This is a genomic window from Streptomyces sp. NPDC051907, from assembly GCF_040681075.1.
In the GTDB taxonomy this organism is placed as follows: domain Bacteria; phylum Actinomycetota; class Actinomycetes; order Streptomycetales; family Streptomycetaceae; genus Streptomyces.
Genome location: NZ_JBFAYB010000119.1, coordinates 1 through 22895, shown reverse-complemented (window position 1 = coordinate 22895; position 22895 = coordinate 1). Strand labels below are relative to the sequence as shown.

Here is a 22895-nt window from a genome sequence, read left to right as displayed (position 1 = left end):
GCGCGCAGCCGACCGGCGCGCGCGGGCGGCCCCTGCCGGGCAGCCGTCCCCACTGCAATCGGTCGCCCTCCCACGCGTGTGCGGGGGCGCACCCTCATGAGGAGTTCTCGACTGTGAATGGCGCAGATACCGCGTTCGTCCTGATCAGCGCGGCGCTGGTCATGCTGATGACGCCTGGCCTGGCGTTCTTCTACGGCGGCATGGTCCGGGTGAAGAGCGCGCTGAGCATGCTGATGATGTCCTTCGTCTCGCTGGGCATCGTCAGCGTGATCTGGGTCCTGTACGGCTACTCGCTCGCCTTCGGCGACGACATCGGCGCGGGGCTGCTCGGCGGCCTCGGCCACCTGGGCATGAGGGGAGTCACGCCCGAGTCGCTCACAGGCGAGGGCGGCATCCCCGTCTACGCCTTCGCCCTGTTCCAGCTGATGTTCGCCGTCATCACCCCGGCCCTGATGAGCGGCGCCCTGGCGGACCGCGTCAAGTTCAGCGCCTGGGCCCTGTTCGTCGCGCTGTGGGTCACCGTGGTCTACTTCCCGGTCGCGCACTGGGTATGGCACCCCGACGGCTGGCTGTTCCAGCTCAAGGTCATCGACTTCGCCGGCGGCACCGCTGTGCACATCAACGCCGGCGCGGGCGCGCTGGCCGCCGTCCTCGTCGTCGGCCGGCGCATCGGCTTCACCAAGGAGCCCATGCGTCCGCACAGCCTGCCGCTGGTCGTCCTCGGCGCGGGGCTGCTGTGGTTCGGCTGGTTCGGGTTCAACGCGGGATCCGCGCTGGCCGCCAACGGAACCGCCGCCATGATGGCCCTCAACACCCAGCTGGCGGCCGGCGCCGCCATGGTCGCCTGGCTCGCCTACGAACGGATCAGGCACGGCGCCTTCACCTCGATCGGCGCCGCCTCGGGCGCGGTGGCCGGTCTGGTGGCGATCACGCCGTCCGGGGCGCACGTGACCCCGGTCGCCGCCCTCGCCGTCGGCGCCGCGGCCGGCGGGGTCTGCGCCTGGGCGGTCGGTCTCAAGTACCGGCTCGGCTACGACGACTCGCTCGACGTCGTGGGCGTCCACCTCGTCGGCGGCCTGATCGGGACCCTGATGGTCGGCGTCCTGGCCACGGGCGGGGCCGGCGGGCCGACTCAGCTGGGCAGGCAGGCCGTCGGCGCCTTCGCGGTCATGGCGTTCTCGTTCGTCGTCTCCTGGGTCCTGGCGAAGGCCGTGGACCTCACCGTCGGCTTCCGCGCCACGCAGGACGACGAGACCGCCGGCGTCGACCACGCCTACCACGCCGAATCCGCCTACGACTTCGCCTTCGCCGGGTCCTCCGCAGACGGGCGCGTCAGCCTCGTACGGGTGGAGCCGCAGCAGAAGTCCGGGGTGTGAGGCGGTCACGGCGCCCGAAGCGGACCGGCAGCCCTGTCCCGCACCATCGGCGGGGGCAGGCCGGGCTGAAGCGATCGCACGGGCGCGGGGCGTCTCGGCGCCCGGAGGTAGCCTGCACCGGTGAAGCTCTACCTGCTGTGGCACGTCGGACATCAGAATGCGGCCGGTGCGGAGGGGACCACCCTGCACATGGACGACGGGACCGTCTTCATCGACGAGCAGGACGGTGACGACGCCAAGCTGCTCGGCGTCTACTCCTCCCCGGCCAAGGCTGAGGAGCGAATCCGCCGCGCACGACTCCTGCCGGGCTTCGCCGCCGAACCGGAGTGCTTCGTCGTCGACGACTACATCCTCGACGAGGACGAGTGGACAGACGGTTTCGAGCGCGTGTTCCCCTCTGTCCGTGCCACTCCACCGCCGGGCTCACCGAGCTGACCGCATGATGTCGTCGCTTGACGATGTCGTCGACCGTTCCGTGGCGCCGGGTGAGAATGGCCGGATGCGTGGGGTGGACGAGGTACTCGAGTCGGCTGGTGTGGACGAGCCCGTGGTGGGGGAGTGGCTGCGGGGGCTGACATGCAATCCGTCGTTGCCGGGGGCGGTACTGGAACGGCTGCTGGAGTTCGAGGAGTTGTCGGCAGGCCGGCCATGGCTTACGTGGCGGCCGCTCGACAGCGAGGCGACCGCCATCGTGGTGGCGTCGTCGCGGACTCAGTACCGGCTGGACGTCGCGAACAATCCGACCGCGGACGTCGATGTGCTGGCGCGGCTGGCGTACGACGTGGAACCGAGGGTCCGGTTCGTGTACGCGGCGCTGCTCACCGACTTCGGGCGGCGGATCCCCGCCGGGGTGCTGGAGGTGCTGGCCGAGGACGCGGACCCGAAGGTGAGACGTATGGTCGTCGGCGTTCCTGGGATGCCCGCCGCCGTGCGGGACCGGCTCGTCGCGGACGAGGACCCCGGTGTCCGGGCCGGGGCGCTGACCCGTGAGCTGTGGGAGCGGCTCCCGGAGCAGGCGAGAACGCGGCTGCTCGACGACCCCTCCCCACAGGTGCGACAGAAGATCGCCCAGCTGTCCCGTGTGGAGGAGGAGCCGCAGACGCTGACGGCCGAGGCGCGGGTGGGGCACGCGGACCCGAACGCTCGGCGGGGCGCCGCCGGTGATCCAGAGGTCCCGCTCGCGCTGGTGCTGCGCCTCGCCGAGGACCCTGAGGACGCGGTCCGGCTCGCCTTGTCGATGCGCGAGGACCTGACCGAGGAGCAGCGCGCCTCGATCCCGTACACCGTGCCGCCGGACGGGAGTCTGCGGCCGCCGCGGTGGATCCAGGAGCGGGCGGCGGACCCGGAGACGGCACGGCGGATCGCCGCGTCGGCGCATGTGGGGCTGCGGCGGGCGCTGGCCATGCAGGAGCACCTGGCCGCCGACGTGGTTGCGCGGCTGGCTGTGGACGAGGATCGGTGGGTGCGGCACAACCTGTGCCACCACTGCCAGGACGCGCCGCACGAACTGCTGGTGGAGGAGTACGCGACAGCACAGGACCGGAACTGGTCCGCCCTGCGACACCACCGCAACTTCGTCCGACCTGGCCTGGCCCGGTTCGTGGACGACCCCAACCCCAGGCTGCGGCACGCCGCGCTGGACGACCCGGAAGCCGGTCCGGAGCTGCCGCTGCGGCTGGCCGACGACCCGGACGTCGGAGGCTGGGCGGTACGGGACCCCCGACTCCCCGCCGGCGAGCTGCTGCGAAGGCTCGCCCTGCCGGGCAGCGCGTTCGCCGCCGCGGCGAATCCGGCGCTGCCGCCGACGGTGATGCACCAGCTCGTCGACCGCGCACAGGACCGGTGACCGGCCCTTTCCCACAGCGAGGACGGCTCCGCTCACAGCGAGGACGGCTCCGCGCCCGTCCCCTCCGGTTCGCGTCTCACCGCCGGCCCGCACGGGCATCGCGACTGTCAGCGCCTGGACCGTCCCCTTGCTGTGGCAGCACGATGAACGCGGTGCCCTCGGTCAGGTCGATGCTGGAACGGGGCGGCGCACCGTCGCCCTCGTCGTCTCGCAGCAGCAGCACCACCCGCCGCTGCTCCAGCTCGACCGCCTTGTTTCCGTTCACGACCGCCGTGAACTCGTCGAAGGCCGTGTTCGACAACGACCGCCCCGTGCGTCTGCGGAGCCACGGGATCATCCCCAGCCCGGTGAGCCATCGCCATACGCTCTCCACCACGGCGAACAAGGCCAGTAGAGATGCGAACGCCGGGAGCGACATGAGCCACATCGTCACGGGTGGGGCCCCAGACATGGCACAGGCTGCTTGGTTCCCTCGGTCCCCGTCGTCGGGCTCGTCTCGCTGATCGCCATGGGATCACTGTTCTGGATCCGCGGCGCGCAGGGATCGTTCCGGCGCATGATCCGCTTCCCCCATGCGACGGAGGTTGCGGCCATGGAGGTCCACCGCAGGGCGGAGCGCCATGGGCGCAGGGGTCGGCTTCGGCGCCCTCACGCCTTGCGCTCCAGCCACCGGTCGAGGTAGTCGACGAGGCCTGCCGTGTCCGTTCCAGACGCGAGGTACCCGATGTAGCCGTCGGGCCGGACCAGGCAGTGGGCGACGCCGGGCCAGGGCGTGCCCGCTCCAGGTGTGTGCACCTTCACGAGGTGCGCCCGGCCTTCGACGGCGGCGGCGACCCGGTCGTCGTTCCAGGCATCCGGCGGGCCGCACAGGAGCAGGTGGTATCCGGGCTCGGCGGTGAGCGCCTGCAGGCCGTGCGGGGTGTCGGGGAGGCGGTCGCCCGGCCTCGGTCCGCGTCTGGGCGACTTCGGCCCGGCGGCCGTCGCAGGGCTGCGCCGGTAGCGGATGGAGAGCTGGCCGAGCGCGCGGAAGGCGGCTCCCCGCAGAATCCGGGGGCGCAGAACGAGCGGTGCGAGGCGGGGCGCGAGGTGCGTACGGGCCTGCCGGATCAGCGGCAGGCGACTGGTGGCGAGTGTGAACGCGCGGTGGGTGAAGCGCAGAACACTCCGTCCGACCGGGGCGCGCTCGGATTCGTAGGTGTCCAGCAGCGCGGGCGACGCGTCGCCGCGGCAGACCAGGGCGAGTTTCCAGCCGAGGTTGAGGGCGTCCTGGATGCCGGTGTTCATACCCTGGCCGCCGGCGGGGCTGTGGATATGGGCGGCGTCGCCGGCCACGAAGAGGCGGCCGGACCGGTATCTGTCGGCACCGCGGCAGTGGATCCGGAAGTCGGTCATCCACACCGGATCGCGCAGCCGCAGCGGCTCGCTCACATAGCGGTCGACGAGGGACTGCAGCATCCCGAGGCTGACATCGGCATCGGAATCAGCATTGGCGGCTTCGGTACCCGTGCCGGGATCCGCGAGGCCCGGCGGCTTCATCGCCAGCATCCGCCAGCTCGCGGGCGACCCCAGCGGGAAGAAGAACACCACCCCCGTATCAGTCATGAAAGCGTGCGCCGCGCCGGGCTCCAGACCGTCGACCTCCAGGTCGGCCAGCAGGAAGGTCTCCGGGTAGGCGCTGCCCGCGAAGGCGATGCCCGCCAGGTTCCGCACCGTGCTGCGCGACCCGTCGCAGCCGACGACGTACCGGGCCCGCACGCTCTCCTCGACGCCGTGGCGCGTCCTCAAACGGCAGACCACGCCCGCGTCTTCGCGGGTCAGCCCCAGCAGCTCGCTGCCTCGCTCGACCTGAGCGCCTCTCTCGGCCAGCCGGTCGCCGAGCACGCTCTCCGTCTCGGCCTGCGAGAGGCACAGCAGGAACGGATACGGAGTGTCGGCGACGCCCAGGTCGAACAGCGGCAGCCGCGCGGTCCGCCCCGGCGCGTGCATCCTCAGCTGCACCGCCGGATTCCCGCGCCGGACCAGCTCGGCCGAGAGCCCGTACGGAGCGAGGGCTTCGAGGGTGCGCGGCTGGACGGCCAGCGCCCGCGACTCCCGCGCCCGGTCCAGGCTCCGGTCGACGATGCGGAACCGCGCCCCGTACGCCTGCAACTGCGTCGCGAGAGCGAGGCCGGTCGGTCCTGCACCCACGATCAGCACGTCCAGCGGCGGCGCCTCGGTCATGCCAGCAGTGTCCCGCACCGCGCCGCATCGCGCCGAGGGCCCGTGGACCGGGCGCGCTCGCGACCGGTCGCGTTAAGTCGGAGCGACCGATGCCGTCCGCCCGCGGCGCCGCATACCGTCGTCGACGTCGCCTCGCCCCCGGACCGAGGGCCGAGAGCCGACTCACCTCGCCTACCCAGGAGAATCTTTGCTCTTCCGTTCCACGACTCCAGCCGACCTCGACCGCGTCACCGCCGTGACCGTCGACGAGCCCGTCAGCTGGATACCCGCCGACCGCTATCTCGACGAGCTCGCCCAGAAGATGTACCGGCCCGAATGGACCTGGATCGCCGAAGACGGCGACCGCGTGCTCGGCCGGGCCCTGTGGTGGGGGCAGTCCTCCAGCGAGCACCCCGTCGCCCTGGACTGCCTGCACGTCGACGCGTCGGTCCCCGACCGTGCGGCCGTCGCGGCCGGGCTGATCGCCGCGAGCCTGAAGGCGTTCGCCGACCAGGGCGCGCGCAAGCCGCCGCTCTACAACCTGACGCTGCCCAACGGCTGGCGCGAGGACCCCGCCGTCGTGGCCGCCGTGGCCTGGCGGCGGGATGCTGCGCTGGCCGCCGGGCTCACCGACGAGGTGGAGCGGCTGCGCCTGGAGTGGACGCCCGAGATCGGCGTCCCCGCGACCTTGGGGCGGCTCGTCTTCACCGAGGCGTCCGACGAGGAGTTCCTGGACGTGTTCCGGCGGATCGCGCAGGGCAGCCTGGACAACGAGACCCGCCGGAACCTGGCCCTGACCGGCGCCGAGGCCACCGCCCGGGAGGAGATGGACTTCTACCTCGGCTGCCCGGGGGAGCGCGCGTGGTGGCGGCTGGCCCGCACCCCGCAGGGGGACGTCGCCGGGCTGGCGCTGCCGTCCGCGACTCCGTACAACCGGAACGTGGGCTATCTGGGCGTCGTCCCCGAGATGCGAGGCCGCGGGTACGTCGACGATGTGCTCGCCGAGATCACGCGCGTCCACGCGGAGGCGGGCGCCGAGCTCGTCACCGCCACCACGGACACCGCCAACGCTCCGATGGCGGCGGCCTTCGCCCGGGCCGGCTACCGGACCGCCCAAGTCCGGCTGATCTACTCGGCGTCGGAGTCCTGAGGGAACTCGTAGTCCTGAGGCAGGAGACCGGCGTCCTCAGGCAGAAGACCGCAGTCACGTGGCCAGGAGCGGGGCCAGGAGCGGGGCCAGCTCGGCCCGGGTGCTGACGCCCAGCTTGGGGAAAGCCCGGTAGAGGTGGTGTCCGACCGTGCGAGGGCTCAGGAACAGCTGCTCGGCGATCTCCCGATTCGTCGCCCCGCCCGCCGCCAGCCGTACGACCTCCCGCTCCTGCGGACTCAACCGGCTGACCGGCCCGGCCACCACGCCGGTCAGATCGGCGGTCTCGCCCGCTGCCCGCAGCTCCGACCGCGCCCGGCTGGACCAGGGCCGGGCGTCGAGCGCGTCGAAGTCCTCCAGCGCCGCGCGCAGTTGGTCGCGCGCGTCCACCTTGCGCCGCTGACGCCGCAGCCACTCCCCGTACAGCAGCTGGGTTCGGGCGCGGTCGAAGGCGCTGTGGCCCTCGTGGAGCCGTACGGCCTGCCTGAAGAGCTCCTCGGCCTCGCAGTCCGGGGCGGTCACGGCCTGGCAGCGGTGGGCCAGCGCCGCGAGCCCCGGCCGACCGTCCACTGCCGTGAGCCCCGGCCGACCGCCCAGCGCCGCCGCCCACTGCCCCAGCAGCCGCGCCGGTTCCCTCGCCCGCTCGGGACGCCCGCTGCGCACAGCCGACTCGACGAGATCGGGCAGCAAGGGCAGGGCGAGCAGGGAGTGCCCCAGCTCCGCGTACGCCGACTCCAGCAGCTCCAGCGCCGACTCCGCCCGCCCGAGGCCGAGTTCGAGCAGCCCCTGCGCCCACAGGGCGTCGGCAGTGCCGCGTCCGACGGACCGCGGGCGCGTGTAGGCCAGGGCGTCCTGTGACAGGCGGCGCGTGCGTTCCTCCTGCCCCTGGACGGCGGCCAACGCCGCCAGCAGGGCGCGCAGATGGGCGGTACGGTGCGCCAGGTCGTAGTACTCGGCCAGCCGCAGAGCCTCGGCAGCGTGCGCGGAGGCGTCCGCGTGCAGGCCGAGCGCCAGTTCCGTCTGGGCGAGCAGATGCAGCGTCGTGGGCAGCCATCCGCTGACTCCCTCGGCGCGGCAGTGGGCCACGGCAGCGGCGGCGATCTCGCGGGCGGTGGCGTGGTCGGCGGCGAGACGGCAGTGGATGCCGGTCATCAGCAGGTCCATGGTGTGGGCGCCGCGCCGGCGTCCGATCCGTACGAGATCGGCCAGCGCGTCGAGGGCCGCTGACACGTCGGAGACCTCTGCTGCCGCGTCCCGCGCCCCGGCTGCGCCTTCGTCGAACAGACAGGCGGCCACGACCAGTTGGGGCAGGTGCGGCGCGCGGCCGGCGACCTCGGCGATCAGGTCCGCGTCCCCGGCCGAGAAGGCGGCGTGCACCGCGTCGGTCAGCAGCGAGGAAAGCGTGTCGGGGCGGACCGCGCCGATCGCGTCAGCGCACTCGACCAGGATGCGGGCGGCCGCTCCCGGACTGCCGTACCCCAGCTCGACGACGGCCCGTACCCGGGCGAAGTCCGCCGCCAGGCCCGGGTCTTCCAGGGGCAGCGGCACCTGGTCCGCCAGCGTGCCGCACCGCTCGTCCTGACCGGCGTCCGCGGCCTTCTGCGCCGCGCGGACAAGGCGGCGGGCGCGTCGGTGCGGGTCGGCCGTGAGCTGGGCGGCGCGTTCGTAGGCGGCCGAGGCGGAGGCCGTCGCCTGGCGGTTGCCGGCCCACTCGGCGACCCGTTCCAGCTCGTCGGCGACCGCCTCGTCCGGCCCCGTCGACGCGGCGGCCAGATGCCACGCGCGCCGGTGGGAGTGCCGGGGTGCGTCCAGGACGCCCGCGAGAGCCCGGTGGGCGGCGATGCGGACGGTGAGAGGGGCGCTTCGGCAGGCCGCGTATCTGATCAACGGGTGGCGGAAGCGCAGTACTTCACCGGACAGGAGGACGAGCCCGGCGCGTTCGGCGGGCTCGAGGTCGTCGAGCGCGGCCCCGAGCCGGCCCGCCGCCTTCAGTACGAGGGGGAGCTCGCCGGTGTCGTCCACTGCGGCCACGAGGAGCAAGGTCTGGGCGGGCTCGGGAAGGCCGCGAATCTGCTCGACGAAGGCGTCATGGATGCGGCGGGGCATCGGGGGCGCCGCCTCGCGCAGCGGCAGCGGGCTCAGCTGCCCGGCGCGCTGCGCGGGGGAGAGGGCGGCCGACAGCTCGATCAGCGCCAGCGGGTTGCCCTGCGCCTCCTCGACGACCCGCTCCACGACGTACGGAGGAAGTCCCGGGACCAGCGTCGCCGCGGTCGCCCGGTCGAGGCGTTCGAGGAGCAGTGCGGGAAGGCCTTTGACGGTCGCCCCGCCAGCGCCGTCCCGTACAGCGAAGATCATGACGATGCCCTCCGCCTGGAGTCTGCGCGCGGCGAAGGCCAGCATCTCCACGGACGGCTGATCGAGCCACTGCGCGTCGTCGACCAGGCACAGCAGCGGGCCGTCGCCCGCGATCTCCGCGAGCATCGTGAGCACGGCGAGGCCGAGGGTGAACCGGTCGCGCGCGCCGTCGTCCGTGAGCCCGAACACCCCGCGCAGGGCCGCCGCCTGCGGGCCGGGCAGCGTGTCCACGACGTCCAGCGCCGGGAGGAGGAGCTGGTGCAGCCCGCCGAACGCGAGCTCCATCTCCGTCTCGACGCCCTCGGCGCGCAGGATTCGCATGCCGTCGGCCCGGTCGGCGGCGTAGTCGAGCAGCGTGGTCTTCCCGATTCCGGCCTCGCCGTGGATCAGCAGGGCGCTGCTCGTCCCCGCCCGCCCGCCGGCGAGCATCTCCTCGATCCGGCTCCGCTCCGCGGTCCGTCCCTGCACGCTTCCCCCTGTGTCTCCCGACCCGCCGACCACGGCCGACGGTCTCCGCCGGGACACCCCCGCGCGATCCCGGGTGATCCTCTCATCGGCCGGAGACGGCCGAGGAAGGGGAACGCACCGGGCGGGTATCCCGTGCTGTGCGAGCGGCCCCGCCGCGATACGCCCCCGCTGTGCCGAGGCTGGCTACCCATCCCGCGCCCACGGCCGCAGCTTCTCCGGGTTGCGGACCGCCCAGATCCGGGTGACGCGCCCGTCAAGGACGTCGAACGAGGCGACGGTCATGACGACGCCGGCACGCTGGGCCACCAGGCCCGGCACCCCGTTGACCGACCGCTCCACGAGCTCGAGCCCGGGAGCCTTGTCGGCGATGGCGACCATGTACTGGGCGATGAGAGCGCCGCCCTCGACCGGGCGCAGGGCGGCGCCGACCATGCCGCCGCCGTCGGCGGTCATCACGGCGGCCGGGTCGAGGAGGCCGACGAGGGCCGCGATGTCCTTGGTCTCCCATGCCTCTTTGACCTGCCGCACCACCTCTGCCTGGCCGGTCGCCGCCGCCGGAGCGCGCGCGGCGCTCACGCGCCGCCGGGCGGAGGCCGCCAGCTGCTTGGAGGCCGCGGGGGTCCGGCCGAGAACGTCGGCGATCTCGGCGAACGGGTACCGGAAGACGTCGTGCAGGACGAACGCCACCCGCTCGGCGGGCGTCATCGACTCCAGGACGACGAGGAAGGCCATGTCCACCGACTCGTCCAGGACGATCTGGTCGGCGGGGTCCGCGGCGCCGGCGGCGCCGCCCGCGCGGTCCCACTCGACGCGGTCGGGCAGCGGCTCGGGCAGCCAGGCGCCGACGTAGCGTTCACGGCGGGCCCGCGCCGAGCCGAGCAGGTCCAGGCAGATGCGGCTGGTCACCGTCGACAGCCAGGCGCCCGGGGACTGGATCTCCTGCTGCCGGGTCCGCGACAGCCCGTACCAGCGTGCGTAGGCGTCCTGCACGGCGTCCTCGGCCTCGGTCGCCGAGCCGAGCAACCGGTAGGCGACATTGATCAGTTGGTGTCGCTCGCCGACTATGTCGTCCGCGCTGGTCCCGACAGTCCCCATGGTTCTGGCCGCCCCCTCGCCTTACCTTTCGCAGGCCCGCGTCGTCGGGCTGGTGAGACCTTATCGATCTACTGCCCGAGGGCGGAAAAGGGGACTGCGACATGGCTGCTCAGGTGACGGCGACGGCGAGCGCACGGCGCGGCGCCTCGTTCCTGCAGATCGCGATCGCCCTGCAGACTCTGACCATCTTCCTTCAGGCGGTCTCCGCAGGACTGCTGCTGACCTCGTCCTACGGAGAGACGCTGCACAGCGTCGGAGCCCGTGTGATGTACGGGGCGTCGATGCTGTACCTGCTCGCGGCGGTGCTGGCGTGGAAGCCGGGCGGCGGCTCGCCCCGGCCCGTCTGGCACGCGTCGGGCTTCCTGGTGCTCGCCTCGGTCCAGGTCGTGCTCGGCATCGCGCACGTTCCGTCGGTCCATCTTCCCCTGGGTGTCCTGATGTTCGGTCTGAGTGTGCTGGCGCTGGCCCGGCGCACGGAGACGAGATGACAGCGGCGCCCTCCCGGGCGCCCTGCGTGACGGCGTACGTGGTGATCCGTGCCCGCACACCGTGGCCGACGTCGCCCTCTCAGCGTCCGTTCTTCGTCACGTAGGGCGCCGCCCGGGAGCTCACCGGATCGAACGTGCGTACGGATATCTCCCCTGTGTCGCCCTCGCCCCCGTGTCACACCGGGCTCGCGGCCGGCTTGGCCTGCGGGAGCGGCCCCAGGAGGGGGACGATATGAGTGGCAGGGCAGACGAGCCGAGCCGTGGGCCCGGGTCGGCGCCCTGGCGCCACCGCGTGGGGTGCGTGGAGTGAGGAGGGCCTGGGATGTGCGCAGCCGAGTCCTTCGGGCCCGGTCCGGACGCCGCGATCATCGCCACGACCGCGTCCGGCGGCCTGCTCGACGTGCTCAACGTGGCAGCCGTTCTCCTCGACGCCGAGGGCAAGATCGATCTGTGGAGCCCGCAGGCCGAGGACCTGTTCGGCTACACCGCCGAGGAGGCCCTCGGCGAGCCCGCGGGCCGCCTGCTGATCCACGAGGAGCACCGGGACGGCGTGCAGGACATGTTCGCCCACGTCATGGAGGGCGGCGGCGACTGGGCCGGCATCTTCCCCATCCGGCACAAGGACGGCAGCACCCGGCAGGTGGAGTTCCGCAATATGCGACTCCAGGACGACCTGGGGGACTACTACGCCCTGGGCCTCGCCGCGGACCAGAGGACGCTGCGACAGCTCGAACGGGACCTGGCGCTCTCCGCCCGGCTGGTGTCCCAGTCGCCGATCGGACTGGGCGTACTCGACACCGACCTGCGGTACGTCTCGGTCAACGCGGCGGAGGAGCGGATGAACGGCGTGCCCGCCGCCCAGCACCTGGGCCGGCACGTCCACGAGGTGCTGCCCTTCCTGGACGCGACCTTCGAAGGCGCGATGCGCGAGGTCCTGGCCACCGGCGTCCCGATCCTGGACCAGTACACCGTCGGACGCACCCCCGCCGACCCGGACAACGAGCACGCCTGGTCGATCTCCTTCCACCGGCTCGAGGCACCCAACGGGAAGGTGCTGGGAGTGGTCAGCTCCAGCGTGGACGTCACCGAGCGTCACCGTGCGGTCCAGGAGCAGCGACGCACCGTGCTCACCCTCCAGCGCAGCCTGCTGCCCCGCCCGCCGCCCCAGCGGCCCGGCCTGGCCCTCGCCTCGCGGTACCAGCCCGCCCGGGCGGCCAGCGAGATCGGCGGCGACTGGTTCGACGTCATCGCGCTCGGCGGCGACAAGACCGCCCTCGTCGTCGGAGACGTCATGGGCAGCGGCGTCGGCGCCGCCGCGACCATGGGCCAGCTCCGCACCGCCACCCGCACCCTGGCCGGCCTCGACCTCGACCCGGCCCAGGCCTTCGAGCACCTCGACCGCATCACCGAGGACCTGGAGTCGGAGACCATCGCCACATGCGTCTACACGGTCTACGACCCGCACAGCGCGCAGTGCCGCATCTCGCTGGCCGGGCATCTGCCCCCCGTCCTCCTCCGCCTCGACGGAAAGCGCGAGCTGCTCGACCTGCCCACCGGAGCCCCGTTGGGCGTAGGCGAGGGCGACTTCCACACCACCACGCTCGACCTGGACCCCGGCGATCAACTGGTGCTGTACACCGACGGGCTGGTCGAGAGGCGCGACCGGCCCATCGACGCGTGCCTGGACACTCTGCTCGCCCTGCTGGACGACCCTCATCGCTCCTTGGACGAGACCTGCGAGCTGCTGCTGGACGGCCTGCGGCACCCCGGCGACCACGACGACGTCGCGCTGCTCATCGCGCGGGTCCTGCCCTCCGCCCCCAGCCGCCGCTGGCCGGAAGGCGGCCGGAGGAACCCCTGAGAACGCCGTGCGTCACGAGACCGTTCCGGGCAAATTCGATGGCGCCAACAGCCTCGGACGACCAAAATGCACCGGTGAACACCCTGCCGCCGATGTCCGGCCCGCTCCCTCTGCCGGTATCGGACCCGCGCTCCCGCGACGTCGCTCCCGACTACGCGGGCATGCACGCCCTGGTCGTCGACCTGGTTCTGCCCGGCGACGCGTCCATCGAGGTCATGAGCGCGCTGGAGACCTCCCGCGAGCTCATCCGGCACTCCTACCACCGGTACGAGTTCGCCACCGTCGCCGTCGTGCACTGCCTGTACGCCCTGGAGAGCGTCCTGGCCGAGCGCCTGGCCGTCGACGAGCCCCTCCAGGACCTGATCGAGCAGGCCGCTGACGCCGGGCTCGTCCCGGTCGAACTCGCCGCCGAACTCGACCGCAGCCGACGGCTGCGCGACAAGCTCGCGCGCGGCGCCGTGACAAGTGCCGCCCTCAGCCCGGCCAGGGCCGTCGGCATGGTCCGTGCCGTCTTCGACGCCGTCGCCCTGCTCCTTCGCCCACCCGTCGCGGCAGAGGCGACCGCCGCGGACAGGAGCGGAGCACGGCCGGAGAACCGACTCGCCGGGCTCTGGCAGGAGCACCGGCGCGCACTGTTCCCCGCGAGCTTCCGCGGCGTGGACATCGAGGGCGTGGAGCTGATCCTCCTGGACGCCGACGTCGCCGGCCTCGTCCACAGAGAGCTGAACGGCGGACTCGACGACAAGGGCGTCGCCGCCCTCTGGGCGTGCATCGCCGATCTCGACAAGATCGTGCCCTTGGTCGACGAGGAGTACTGCGCCTCCTACTTCACGAGGCTTCGCACGCTGGCCGGACTCACGGCGGCGCGCTACATCCCCACCGCGATCTGACGACGCGCCATGCGCGCCTGGAACAGCGGTGGAGCGGCGAGCGGATGCTGACAGTCCGTCTTTCCCCTGTGGTTTCATTACTGACACGTAATTCGACAGGGGGCTCGGAGATGGCGGCACCGCAGGCTCGCTGGAGTGCGCTGATGGAGCTGCTGACCCGCAACGGGCGTATTGACGTCGAGACCGCCGCGGCGGAGCTGAACGTCTCCACCGCGACGATCCGCCGTGACTTCGACGAGCTCGCCCGGCAGAACATGATCACGCGCACCCATGGCGGCGCCGTGATCAACGCCATCGCCTACGACCTGCCCCTGCGGTACAAGACGGCCCGGCACGCCCCCGAGAAGGAACGCATCGCACAGGCGGCCGCGGGCCTGGTGAAGGCAGGCTCGGTGGTGGGCCTCAACGGCGGCACCACGACCACCGAGGTAGCCCGGGCGCTGGGCGCGCGCGCCGATCTGATGGCGGACGGCGACCAGGACGCGCTGACCGTCGTCACCAACGCCCTGAACATCGCCAACGAGCTGGTCGTACGGCGACATGTGAAGATCGTCGTCACCGGCGGCGTCGCGCGCCCGGCCTCGTACGAGCTGATCGGGCCGCTGGCCGCCGAGCTGCTGGCGCAGATCACCCTCGACCAGGTCATCATCGGCGTCGACGGCATGGACGTCGCTCACGGCGCGACGGCCCACAACGAGGGCGAGGCCAGCATCAACAGGGCCCTGGCCCAGCGGGCCCAGCAGGTGGTCGTGGTCGCCGACGCGTCCAAGCTGGCCCAACGGGCCTTCGCCCGCATCTGCGCGGTGGAGGACGTCGACGTCCTGGTGACGGACAGCGCCGCGCCCGACGAGTTCGTCAAGCCTTTCACCGCGGCCGGCGTCGAGGTCGTCCGCGCCTGACCCGGCGCGCGGAGCTCCGCCGAGAAGCCGACCGGGGACGACAGCCGACCGGGACGACAGCCGACCTGAGACGACAGCCGACCTGGGCGACAAAAAGCAAAGGCAAGGAGTTGCCCACTCCTTGCCACTCTCAACGTATAGCGCACCGGGGGCCTTGCGGCAAGACCCCCGTCGTGCTGCAGAATCTCCGATCGAAGCCAGAAGCTGCCGAAATTCTGCGGTTCGCGAAGTATGCGCGCGATGCGGCGTGCGCGCCGCCGGACTGCGCGCGGAGCGGCTGGCCGACATGCAGGCTTGTCGAATGGGGCGGTTCTCATGATTGACGTGATCGTTGCCGGTGGCGGACCGACCGGATTGATGCTGGCAAGCGAGTTGCGGCTGCACGGTGTGCAGGTGGTCGTACTGGAGAAGGAGACGGAGCCGACCGCGTACGTCCGCGCCCTCGGCCTCCATGTGCGCAGCATCGAGGTGATGGACCAGCGCGGTCTGCTGGAGCGGTTCCTCGCGGAGGGCAAGCAGTACCCGGTCGGCGGGTTCGCCGCCATCGTCAAGCCCTCGCCCGACCGGCTGGACACCGCGCATGCCTACATCCTCGGCATCCCGCAGACCACCACCGACCGCCTGCTGGCCGAGCGCGCCGGCGAGCTCGGCGCGGAGATCCGGCGCGGCTGCGAGCTGGTCGGGCTGAGCCAGGACGGCCAGGGGGTGACCGCCGAGTTGGCCGACGGGACGCGGCTGCGTGCGCGCTACCTCGTCGGCTGCGACGGCGGCCGCAGCACGGTGCGCAAGCTGCTCGGCGTCGGCTTCCCCGGAGAGCCCTCCAGGGTCGACACGCTGCTGGGCGAGATGGAGGTGGGCGTGGCGCCCCAGACGCTGGCCCCCGTGATGGCCGAAGTCCGCAAGACCCAGAAGCGGTTCGGCGTCGGGCCCATCGGGGACGGGGTGTTCCGCGTCGTCGTGCCCGCCGAGGGGGTGGCCGGGGACCGCTCGGTCTCGCCGACGCTCGAGGAGTTCAAGCAGCAGCTGCGGGCGGTCGCCGGGACCGACTTCGGCGTGCACTCGCCGCGCTGGCTCTCCCGCTTCGGCGACGCCACCCGGCAGGCGGAGCGCTACCGCAGCGGCCGGGTGCTGCTGGCCGGCGACGCCGCGCACATCCACCCGCCGGTCGGCGGGCAGGGCCTCAACCTCGGCATCCAGGACGCGTTCAACCTCGGCTGGAAGCTGGCCGCCGAGGTCGCCGGCTGGGCGCCGGCGGGGCTGCTGGACAGCTACCACGCCGAACGGCACTCGGTGGCCGCCGACGTGCTGGAGAACACCCGCGCGCAGATGGAGCTGCTGTCCACCGAGCCGGGCGCCCGGGCGGTGCGCCGGCTGGTGTCGGAGCTGATGGACATCGACGAGGTGAACCGGTACCTGATCGAGAAGATCACCGCGATCGCGGTCCGCTACGACTTCGGCGAGGGGCACGAACTGCTCGGCCGGCGGATGCGGGACGTGGGGCTGAAGCGGGGGCGGCTCTACGAGCTGATGCACGGCGGCCGCGGACTGCTGCTCGACCAGACCGGCCGGCTCTCGGCGGCGGGCTGGGCGGACCGGGTCGACCATGTCGTCGACGTCAGCGAGGAACTGGACGTCCCCGCGGTGCTGTTGCGGCCGGACGGCCATGTGGCGTGGGTGGGGGAGGACCAGCAGGATCTGCTCGGTCAGCTGCCCACGTGGTTCGGCGCGGCCGACAGCTGAGCACGCGTTCATAGCCCGTAGAGGCGGGGCCCGTCTCGGGCTGCCGAGTGCTGGCGGGGTCCGATGACGGACCCCGCCAGCACTCGCGTTGTAGCCCGGCAGCAGGGGGAGCCCGAGGCCGCGTCCGGATTCAGGCGTCGCTCGGACCCCGGAAGCCGGCCGGTATGAGGGTTCACCGCGCACTCGATGCGCGGTTTAGTTCATTCTGCGCTCAATCAAGCATCCCCGGACAGCATGCAGGTCGAGGCGTGCACTCTGTCAAGGCCCGGCCGCGTTGTGCGCCCCCGGCCACCCGTCGCTCGTCGCCTGCCAACCTCCCTGGTCAGTGTCCCCTCGCTGGGCGTCGACGTCTCCATCGTGCGCTACTCATTGACACGGTGACGTTTCATGCAAGAATCTGCGTCGAAACCTACAAGCATGAGCATCGCTGATCGACGATCGAGCACCTGGGAGCAGCACCTCCAGGAATCAGCACGCTGAGGTCCGATCGAGACGCGATCGACCGTGCTCCGCGGGCGCCGGCCCGGGGGCTGCCCCGGCCGTCTCGGCTGTCTTGAAAGAGGTAACTGTTGTGAACAGGCATGTGCTCACCCTCGCGACGGTCTGTGCGGTCGGCGCTCTCACACTCACGGCGTGCGGCAGCGGCGGCGGCGAGGGGACCTCCAGCGACGGAACCGTCACCCTCAAGCTCGTCGCCGCCGACTACGGCGACAAGGCCTCGAACAGCTCCAAGCTGTACTGGGACGACGTGGTCAAGAGATTCCAGGCCGCGAACGCGAAGATCAAGGTCGATGTCCAGGTCGTCAACTGGAACGACATCGACAAGAAGGTCAAGACGATGATCCAGAGCGGCAACATGCCCGACGTGCTGCAGACCGGCGGCTACGCGGACAAGGTCGCCGACGACCTCCTCTACCCCGCGCAGGACGTGCTCTCCCCGGCCACGCACACGAACTTCATCGACGCCTTCTCCAAGGCCGGCCAGGTCGAGGGCGTCCAGTACGGCATCCCCTTCGTCTCCTCGACCCGCGCGTTCTTCTACAACAAGGCGATCTTCGCCAAGGCCGGCGTCGCCGAGCCGCCCAAGACCTGGGCCGACGTGCAGGCGGCCGCGAAGCTCGTCAAGGCCAAGGTCCCCGGCGTCACCCCCTACGCTCTGCCGCTCGGCCCCGAGGAGGCGCAGGGCGAGAGCATGATGTGGGAGCTGGGCAACGGCGGCGGCGTCACCGACTCCTCCGGCGCGTACGCCCTCGACAGCCAGGCCAACGTGGAGACGTTCGACTGGCTCAGGACCCAGCTCGTCGACCAGAAGCTCACCTACGCCAACCCGGCCACCACCGACCGCAAGACCGCGTTCGCCGACTTCGCCGCCGGCAAGGCGGCGATGCTCAACGGCCATCCCTCGCTGATCCAGATGTCCAAGGACGGCAAGGTCGACTACGGCGTCGCGCCGATACCCGGCAGGACCGGCGCTCTCGCCTCCACCCTGGGCGTCGCCGACTGGATGATGGCGTTCAAGGACAACGGCCACAAGGAGCAGATCAAGAAGTTCCTGGACTTCGTCTACTCCAAGGAGAACACCGTCGAGTTCGACGAGATGTACAACCTGATGCCGGTGACCAAGGACTCCCTGGCCCAGATGCAGTCGGGCGGGAAGCACAAGGACCTGGAGCCGTTCTTCGCGCTGCTGCCCCAGGCGACCTTCTACCCGCTGGGCGACACCAGTTGGGACGCCGTCTCGGCCGAGATCAAGAAGACCGTCGGCACCGCCCTGACCAACGACGCCTCCGAGGTGCTGGGCGACCTCCAGAAGAAGGCCGAGGACGCCGCCGCCGACCAGTAGACGTGCCGGCCCGGACGCCGTGCGCACCCGCCGGCGCCCGGTCACCGCCCCACGGCCGCGGACGGCGGGGGACCCGCCTCCTGGACCCCGCCGTCCGCACTCCGCCCAGCACGTCGCTCACCGCGCGGCGCCCGCCGCACACACGGAAGGCACCTGCCGTGTCCCTCAGTTCTGCCACCACCACGGCCTCGCGGCCACGCCCGGGCAAGCCCACGGGCAGGCGATCGGGTATCGCCAGGCTCGGCCCGCTGCCCTGGATAGGCCCCGCCGTCCTGCTGATCCTGGGCGTTGTCGTCTGGCCCGTCTACGAGATGGTCCACACGTCCTTTCAACGGATCAGCACCAGCGGATTCGTACGCGGCTCAGCCGGACTGGACAAGTACCGCAAGCTCTTCGACGAGCCCGCCCTGGGCAAGGTCCTTGTCTCCACGGTCATCTGGACGGTCGGCGTCGTCGCCCTGACGATGCTCGTCTCCCTGGCCCTGGCCCAGCTCTTCAACCAGCGGTTCCCCGGACGGCGCCTCACCCGCTGGGCGCTGATCGCACCCTGGGCCGCGTCCGTGCTGATGACCGCCATCGGCTTCAAGTGGATGCTCAACCAGACCGCAGGGGTCCTCAACACCGCGATGACCGACCTCGGCGTCGTCGACGGCCCCAAGGACTGGCTCGGCGACCCCGCCACGGCCTGGCCCTGGATGATGTTCGTCGCGGTCTTCGTGTCGCTGCCCTTCACGACGTACACCCTGCTCGCCGGCCTGCAGACCGTGCCCGGCGAGGTGTACGAGGCCGCGAAGGTCGACGGCGCCGGCGTCTGGCAGACCTACCGGCTGATCACCCTGCCGCTGCTGCGCCCGGCCTTCCTCGTCGGCCTGGTCATCAACCTGATCAACGTCTTCAACTCCTTCCCGGTCATCTGGGGCATGACCCAGGGCGGCCCGGGCAGCGAGACCGCCACCTCCACCGTGTTCATGTACCAGCTCAAGGACACCGACATCGGCGAGTCCGCGGCCATGTCCGTGGTCAACTTCGCGCTCGTCGTCGTGATGGTGCTCGTGTTCCTCAAGGTCAGCCGCTGGAACGAGGAGGAGAACTGATGGCCCGGCAGTCACGGACGGTCGACGTCCCCGCCCCTCCCGCGGCGAGCCCGCCGGCCGCCCCCGCGCGCAGAGCGGCGGCCCGCGCCGAGAGCCCGCCGGGCGCCGACCGCAATCGCCGCGTCAGGTTCCGCGTCAGGCCCCGCACCATCGTCATCGCGTCGACCGCCTGGCTCGTGGCCGCGGTGTTCCTGCTGCCGTACCTCCAGATGGTGATCACGGCCCTGCGCCCGGCGTCCGAGCTGCGCGACGCCACTTATCTGCCGCACGACTTCGCGTGGTCCAACTTCGTCGACGTATGGCGCGAGTCGACCCTCGGCGACAACCTCCGGGTCACCCTCCTGGTCGCCGCCGGATCGACGCTGCTGGTGCTGCTCGTGGCGCTGCCCGCCGCCTACTACACCGCCCGGATGACCTTCCGCGGACGCAAGGTCTTCCTGCTCCTGGTCCTGGTCACCCAGATGTTCCAGCCGACGTCGCTGCTGGTGGGCCTGTACCGCGAGTTCTACCAGCTCCAGATGCTCAACTCGCTCTGGACGCTGATCCTGTGCAACGCCGCCTTCAACCTGGCGTTCGCCATCTGGATCCTCACCGCCTACATCGGCTCCATCCCCGTGGAGCTGGAGGAGGCGGCGATGATCGACGGCCTCGGCCGGGTCCGCGCGCTGCTCAAAGTGACGCTGCCGCTGGCCCTGCCCGGCGTGGTGACCGCGGTGATCTTCACTTTCATCGCAGCCTGGAACGAGTTCGTCATGGGCCTGACCCTGTCCACCGTTCCCGAGAACCAGCCCCTCACCGTCGGCATCAACAACTTCATCGGCAACTACACCGTCCAGTGGAACTACCTGTTCGCCGGATCGATCGTCGCCATCGTGCCCGTCGTGGTGCTCTTCGCCGTCATCGAGCGCCATGTCGTGTCGGGACTCACCGCCGGATCGGTGAAGTAGCGACCGGCACGGCGCCGAGCCGCACCGCCATCTCCACCCGCTCACCGCGCTGACCGAGACACCTCGGTCAGCCCCACGGTCCCTCGAAGGAGCCGCCGCATGTCGACCACCAGGTCACACCTCACCACCGCCGAGATCGCCGCGCAGCCCGCCTGCTGGAGCCGGGCGGTCGAAGCGCTCCCCGAGCACGCGCCGGCCCTGCCCCGCAGAGGCGAGCGCGTCGCGGTCGTGGGCTGCGGCACCTCGTGGTTCATGGCGCAGGCGTACGCCGTCCTGCGCGAGAGCGGCGGCCACGGCGAGACTCACGCCTTCGCGGCCTCCGAGTTCCCAGAAGGGCGCGGCTACGACCGCGTCCTGGCCATCACCCGCTCGGGGACCACGACCGAGGTGCTGGCCCTGCTCGACCGGGTGCGCGGCGCCGCGCCCACCACCGCGATCACCGCGGACCCCAAGACTCCGGTGATGGAGGCGGCCGACGCGGTCGTCGTGCTGGGCTTCGCCGACGAGGAGTCGGTCGTGCAGACCCGCTTCGCGACCACCGTGCTGGCGCTGCTGCGGGCGCATCTGGAGGCCGAGGGCATGCTGCCCGCCGGGGTGAGGACCGTCGCCGAGGCCATCGAGCATGCGCGGCGCGCGCTCGTCGAGCCGCTGCCGTCGGGGTGGGCGGGCGCCGAGCAGGTCGCCTTCCTCGGCCGCGGCTGGACGTACGGGCTCGCGCTGGAGGCCGCGCTGAAGATGCGTGAGGCCGCCTGCGCGTGGACCGAGGCGTATCCGGCGATGGAGTACCGCCACGGGCCGATCAGCATCGCCGGTCCGGGGCGGCTGGTCTGGGGGTTCGGCGAGCTGCCGGCCGGTCTCGCCGACGACGTCGAGCGGACGGGGGGAGTTCTCGTCGCCGGGTCCCAGGACGGGGCCGGCGGCCTCGACCCGCTGGCCGACCTGATCAGGGCTCAGCGTCTGGCGGTCGCCACCGCCGAGGCCCGTGGCCTGGACGCGGACCGGCCCCGCAATCTGACCCGGTCCGTCGTGCTCGAGGCCCGCGATGCGTGACGGGCCCGGCCAGGGCGAGTGCGTGGTGGGCCTCGACGTAGGAGGCACCGGGATGAAGGGCGCGCTCCTGGACCGGGGGCTGCGGCCGCTGCTTGGGGAGCGCCGCCCCACCCCGCGGGGCGAGGGACCCGACGCGGTCGTCGCCGAGATCGCCTCCGTGCTGACGTCGCTGGCGCGGAAGGCCGGCGCCCGGGGCCTCGCCGTCCGAGGCGCCGGGGTCGTCGTCCCCGGCATCGTCGACGAGAGCCTGGCCCGGGCGAGGTGGTCCGGGAACATCGGCTGGCGCGACCTCCCCCTCGCCGAACTGCTCGCCTCGCGCACGGGCCTCGCCGTGACGCTCGGACACGACGTGCGCGCCGGCGGCCGCGCCGAGTCCGAGCTCGGCGCCGCCCGCGGGGCGAAGGACGTGCTCTTCGTGGCCGTCGGGACCGGCGTCTCCGCCGCCGTGATCTGCGACGGGCGTCCCGTCGTGGCCGGCGGATTCGCAGGAGAGTTGGGCCATCTCGTCGTCGAGCCGGGCGGCCTGCCGTGCGTCTGCGGCGCCCAGGGGTGCCTGGAGACCGTGGGCACGGCCTCGGCGGTCGCCTCGGCGTACACCGCCCGCACCGGCCGCACGGTCGAGGGCGCCCGCGAGGTGACCGCTCTGCTCGCCGAGGGCGACCCGGACGCCCGGGCGGTCTGGGCCCGCGCGACCGACGCGCTCGCGGCGTCGCTCGTCATGGCCACGACGCTGCTGGGCCCGGAGCTGATCGTGCTCGGGGGCGGCCTCGCCGAGGCGGGGGACCAGCTGCTGGACCCCGTCCGAGCGCGTCTGGACGAGCGGTTCACCTTCCAGCGGCGACCCGGCGTCGTACGGGCCGGGCTGGGCGACGCCGCCGGCTGCCTGGGCGCCGGACTGTACGCCTGGCGGGCGGCGGACGACCGCCGCCCGGCCGACGCGTCGGCGCCGGCGGGGGCCACGGTGTGCGCGCTGTGATCCTCACCGTCACCCTCAACACCGCCCTGGACGTGACGTACGTCGTCGACAGCCTGCTGCCCCGCGCCTCGCACCGCGTCGGCGCGGTGCACGAACGGGCGGGCGGCAAGGGCGTCAACGTCGCGCGGGTCCTCCACGCCCTGGGACACCCCGCCGTCGTCACCGGGTTCTTCGGCGGCGCCACCGGCGACCGGGTCCGTAAGGAGCTGCGCGCCGCCGGGCTCGTCGACCAGCTCGTACCCCGCGCCGCCGACTCGCGACGCACCCTCACGGTCGTCTCCCGCGACGACGGCGACGCCACCGTCTTCAACGAGAGCGGCGGGCCGGTGCGGAGCGGCGAGTGGCAGGTCTTCACCCGGCACTACCGGCGGCTCCTGCGCGACGCGGACGCGGTCGTGCTCTGCGGAAGCCTTCCGCCGGGGCTGCCGGACGACGCGTACGGGCAGCTCATCGCGCTCGCCGGCGCCGCGGGGGTTCCCACGGTCCTCGACACGAGCGGTCCGGCGCTGCGCGCGGCGCTCCCCGCCGGCCCCGACGTGGTCAAGCCCAACTCCGCCGAACTCGCCGCGGCGACCGGCCAGTCGGACCCGGCGGCCGCGGCCGCCGAGCTGCGCGCCGCCG

The 22895-nt window shown here is 72.2% G+C and carries 19 protein-coding genes; 15 read left to right on the top strand and 4 right to left on the bottom strand.

The features are described from left to right. Positions 1–113: 113 nt before the first annotated feature. From AB0M39_RS36730 to AB0M39_RS36720, 3 genes are all read left to right on the top strand, one after another. Positions 114–1376, top strand: a complete 1263-nt coding sequence (locus AB0M39_RS36730) for an ammonium transporter (protein WP_365371895.1) — start codon at positions 114–116, stop codon at positions 1374–1376. A 120-nt stretch (positions 1377–1496) separates the two neighbouring features. After that, on the top strand, positions 1497–1811 hold the full coding sequence (locus tag AB0M39_RS36725) for a hypothetical protein (protein ID WP_365371893.1): 315 nt from the start codon (positions 1497–1499) through the stop codon (positions 1809–1811). A 64-nt stretch (positions 1812–1875) separates the two neighbouring features. Next, positions 1876–3222, top strand: a complete 1347-nt coding sequence (locus AB0M39_RS36720) for a hypothetical protein (RefSeq protein WP_365371891.1) — start codon at positions 1876–1878, stop codon at positions 3220–3222. 76 nt (positions 3223–3298) lie between these two features. Here AB0M39_RS36720 and AB0M39_RS36715 read toward each other — a convergent pair whose 3' ends face one another. Next, entirely contained in the window at positions 3299–3640 is a 342-nt protein-coding gene (locus tag AB0M39_RS36715) for a DUF6191 domain-containing protein (protein WP_365371889.1), read from the bottom strand. A 230-nt stretch (positions 3641–3870) separates the two neighbouring features. Further along, complete coding sequence (locus AB0M39_RS36710) at positions 3871–5442, bottom strand: FAD-dependent monooxygenase (RefSeq protein WP_365371887.1); 1572 nt, start codon at positions 5440–5442, stop codon at positions 3871–3873. Positions 5443–5629: 187 nt separating this feature from the next. On the opposite strand from AB0M39_RS36710, the gene AB0M39_RS36705 reads away from it, so the two are divergent. Further along, positions 5630–6571 (top strand): GNAT family N-acetyltransferase, encoded by a 942-nt coding sequence (locus AB0M39_RS36705; RefSeq protein ID WP_365371885.1) that lies wholly within the window; start codon positions 5630–5632, stop codon positions 6569–6571. Positions 6572–6625: 54 nt separating this feature from the next. On the opposite strand, the gene AB0M39_RS36700 is transcribed toward AB0M39_RS36705, so the two are convergent. Together AB0M39_RS36700 and sigJ are read right to left on the bottom strand one after the other, a co-directional pair. Further along, positions 6626–9391 carry an AAA family ATPase gene (locus AB0M39_RS36700; RefSeq protein WP_365371883.1) on the bottom strand — a complete coding sequence of 922 codons (2766 nt, stop codon included), beginning with the start codon at positions 9389–9391 and terminating at the stop codon, positions 6626–6628. A gap of 183 nt (positions 9392–9574) precedes the next feature. Further along, complete coding sequence (gene sigJ, locus AB0M39_RS36695) at positions 9575–10486, bottom strand: RNA polymerase sigma factor SigJ (protein WP_365371881.1); 912 nt, start codon at positions 10484–10486, stop codon at positions 9575–9577. Between the two features lie 101 nt (positions 10487–10587). On the opposite strand from sigJ, the gene AB0M39_RS36690 reads away from it, so the two are divergent. The 11 genes from AB0M39_RS36690 to AB0M39_RS36640 all read left to right on the top strand — a co-directional run. Beyond that, positions 10588–10974 (top strand): hypothetical protein, encoded by a 387-nt coding sequence (locus AB0M39_RS36690; RefSeq protein WP_365371879.1) that lies wholly within the window; start codon positions 10588–10590, stop codon positions 10972–10974. A 322-nt stretch (positions 10975–11296) separates the two neighbouring features. Beyond that, positions 11297–12835 carry a SpoIIE family protein phosphatase gene (locus tag AB0M39_RS36685; protein ID WP_365371877.1) on the top strand — a complete coding sequence of 513 codons (1539 nt, stop codon included), beginning with the start codon at positions 11297–11299 and terminating at the stop codon, positions 12833–12835. 74 nt (positions 12836–12909) lie between these two features. Then, positions 12910–13725 carry a hypothetical protein gene (locus tag AB0M39_RS36680; protein WP_365371875.1) on the top strand — a complete coding sequence of 272 codons (816 nt, stop codon included), beginning with the start codon at positions 12910–12912 and terminating at the stop codon, positions 13723–13725. Between the two features lie 110 nt (positions 13726–13835). Beyond that, complete coding sequence (locus AB0M39_RS36675; protein ID WP_365371872.1) at positions 13836–14624, top strand: DeoR/GlpR family DNA-binding transcription regulator; 789 nt, start codon at positions 13836–13838, stop codon at positions 14622–14624. 315 nt (positions 14625–14939) lie between these two features. Then, complete coding sequence (gene rox / locus AB0M39_RS36670) at positions 14940–16364, top strand: rifampin monooxygenase (RefSeq protein ID WP_365371870.1); 1425 nt, start codon at positions 14940–14942, stop codon at positions 16362–16364. A gap of 571 nt (positions 16365–16935) precedes the next feature. Continuing rightward, positions 16936–18207, top strand: a complete 1272-nt coding sequence (locus tag AB0M39_RS36665; protein ID WP_365371867.1) for an extracellular solute-binding protein — start codon at positions 16936–16938, stop codon at positions 18205–18207. A 158-nt stretch (positions 18208–18365) separates the two neighbouring features. Beyond that, positions 18366–19301 carry a sugar ABC transporter permease gene (locus AB0M39_RS36660; protein WP_365371865.1) on the top strand — a complete coding sequence of 312 codons (936 nt, stop codon included), beginning with the start codon at positions 18366–18368 and terminating at the stop codon, positions 19299–19301. After that, positions 19301–20248, top strand: coding sequence for a carbohydrate ABC transporter permease (locus tag AB0M39_RS36655; RefSeq protein ID WP_365371863.1), 948 nt, complete (start codon positions 19301–19303; stop codon positions 20246–20248). Before AB0M39_RS36660 ends, AB0M39_RS36655 begins: the two co-directional genes overlap by 1 nt. 99 nt (positions 20249–20347) lie before the next feature. Then, a complete protein-coding gene (locus AB0M39_RS36650) occupies positions 20348–21298 on the top strand; it encodes a sugar isomerase (RefSeq protein WP_365371860.1) in 951 nt (316 codons plus the stop codon). Further along, positions 21291–22274, top strand: coding sequence for an ROK family protein (locus tag AB0M39_RS36645; RefSeq protein WP_365371858.1), 984 nt, complete (start codon positions 21291–21293; stop codon positions 22272–22274). The genes AB0M39_RS36650 and AB0M39_RS36645 overlap by 8 nt, the downstream gene beginning before the upstream one ends. After that, on the top strand, positions 22262–22895 hold a 634-nt coding region (locus AB0M39_RS36640), incomplete at its 3' end, for a PfkB family carbohydrate kinase (protein WP_365371856.1). The genes AB0M39_RS36645 and AB0M39_RS36640, both read left to right, overlap by 13 nt.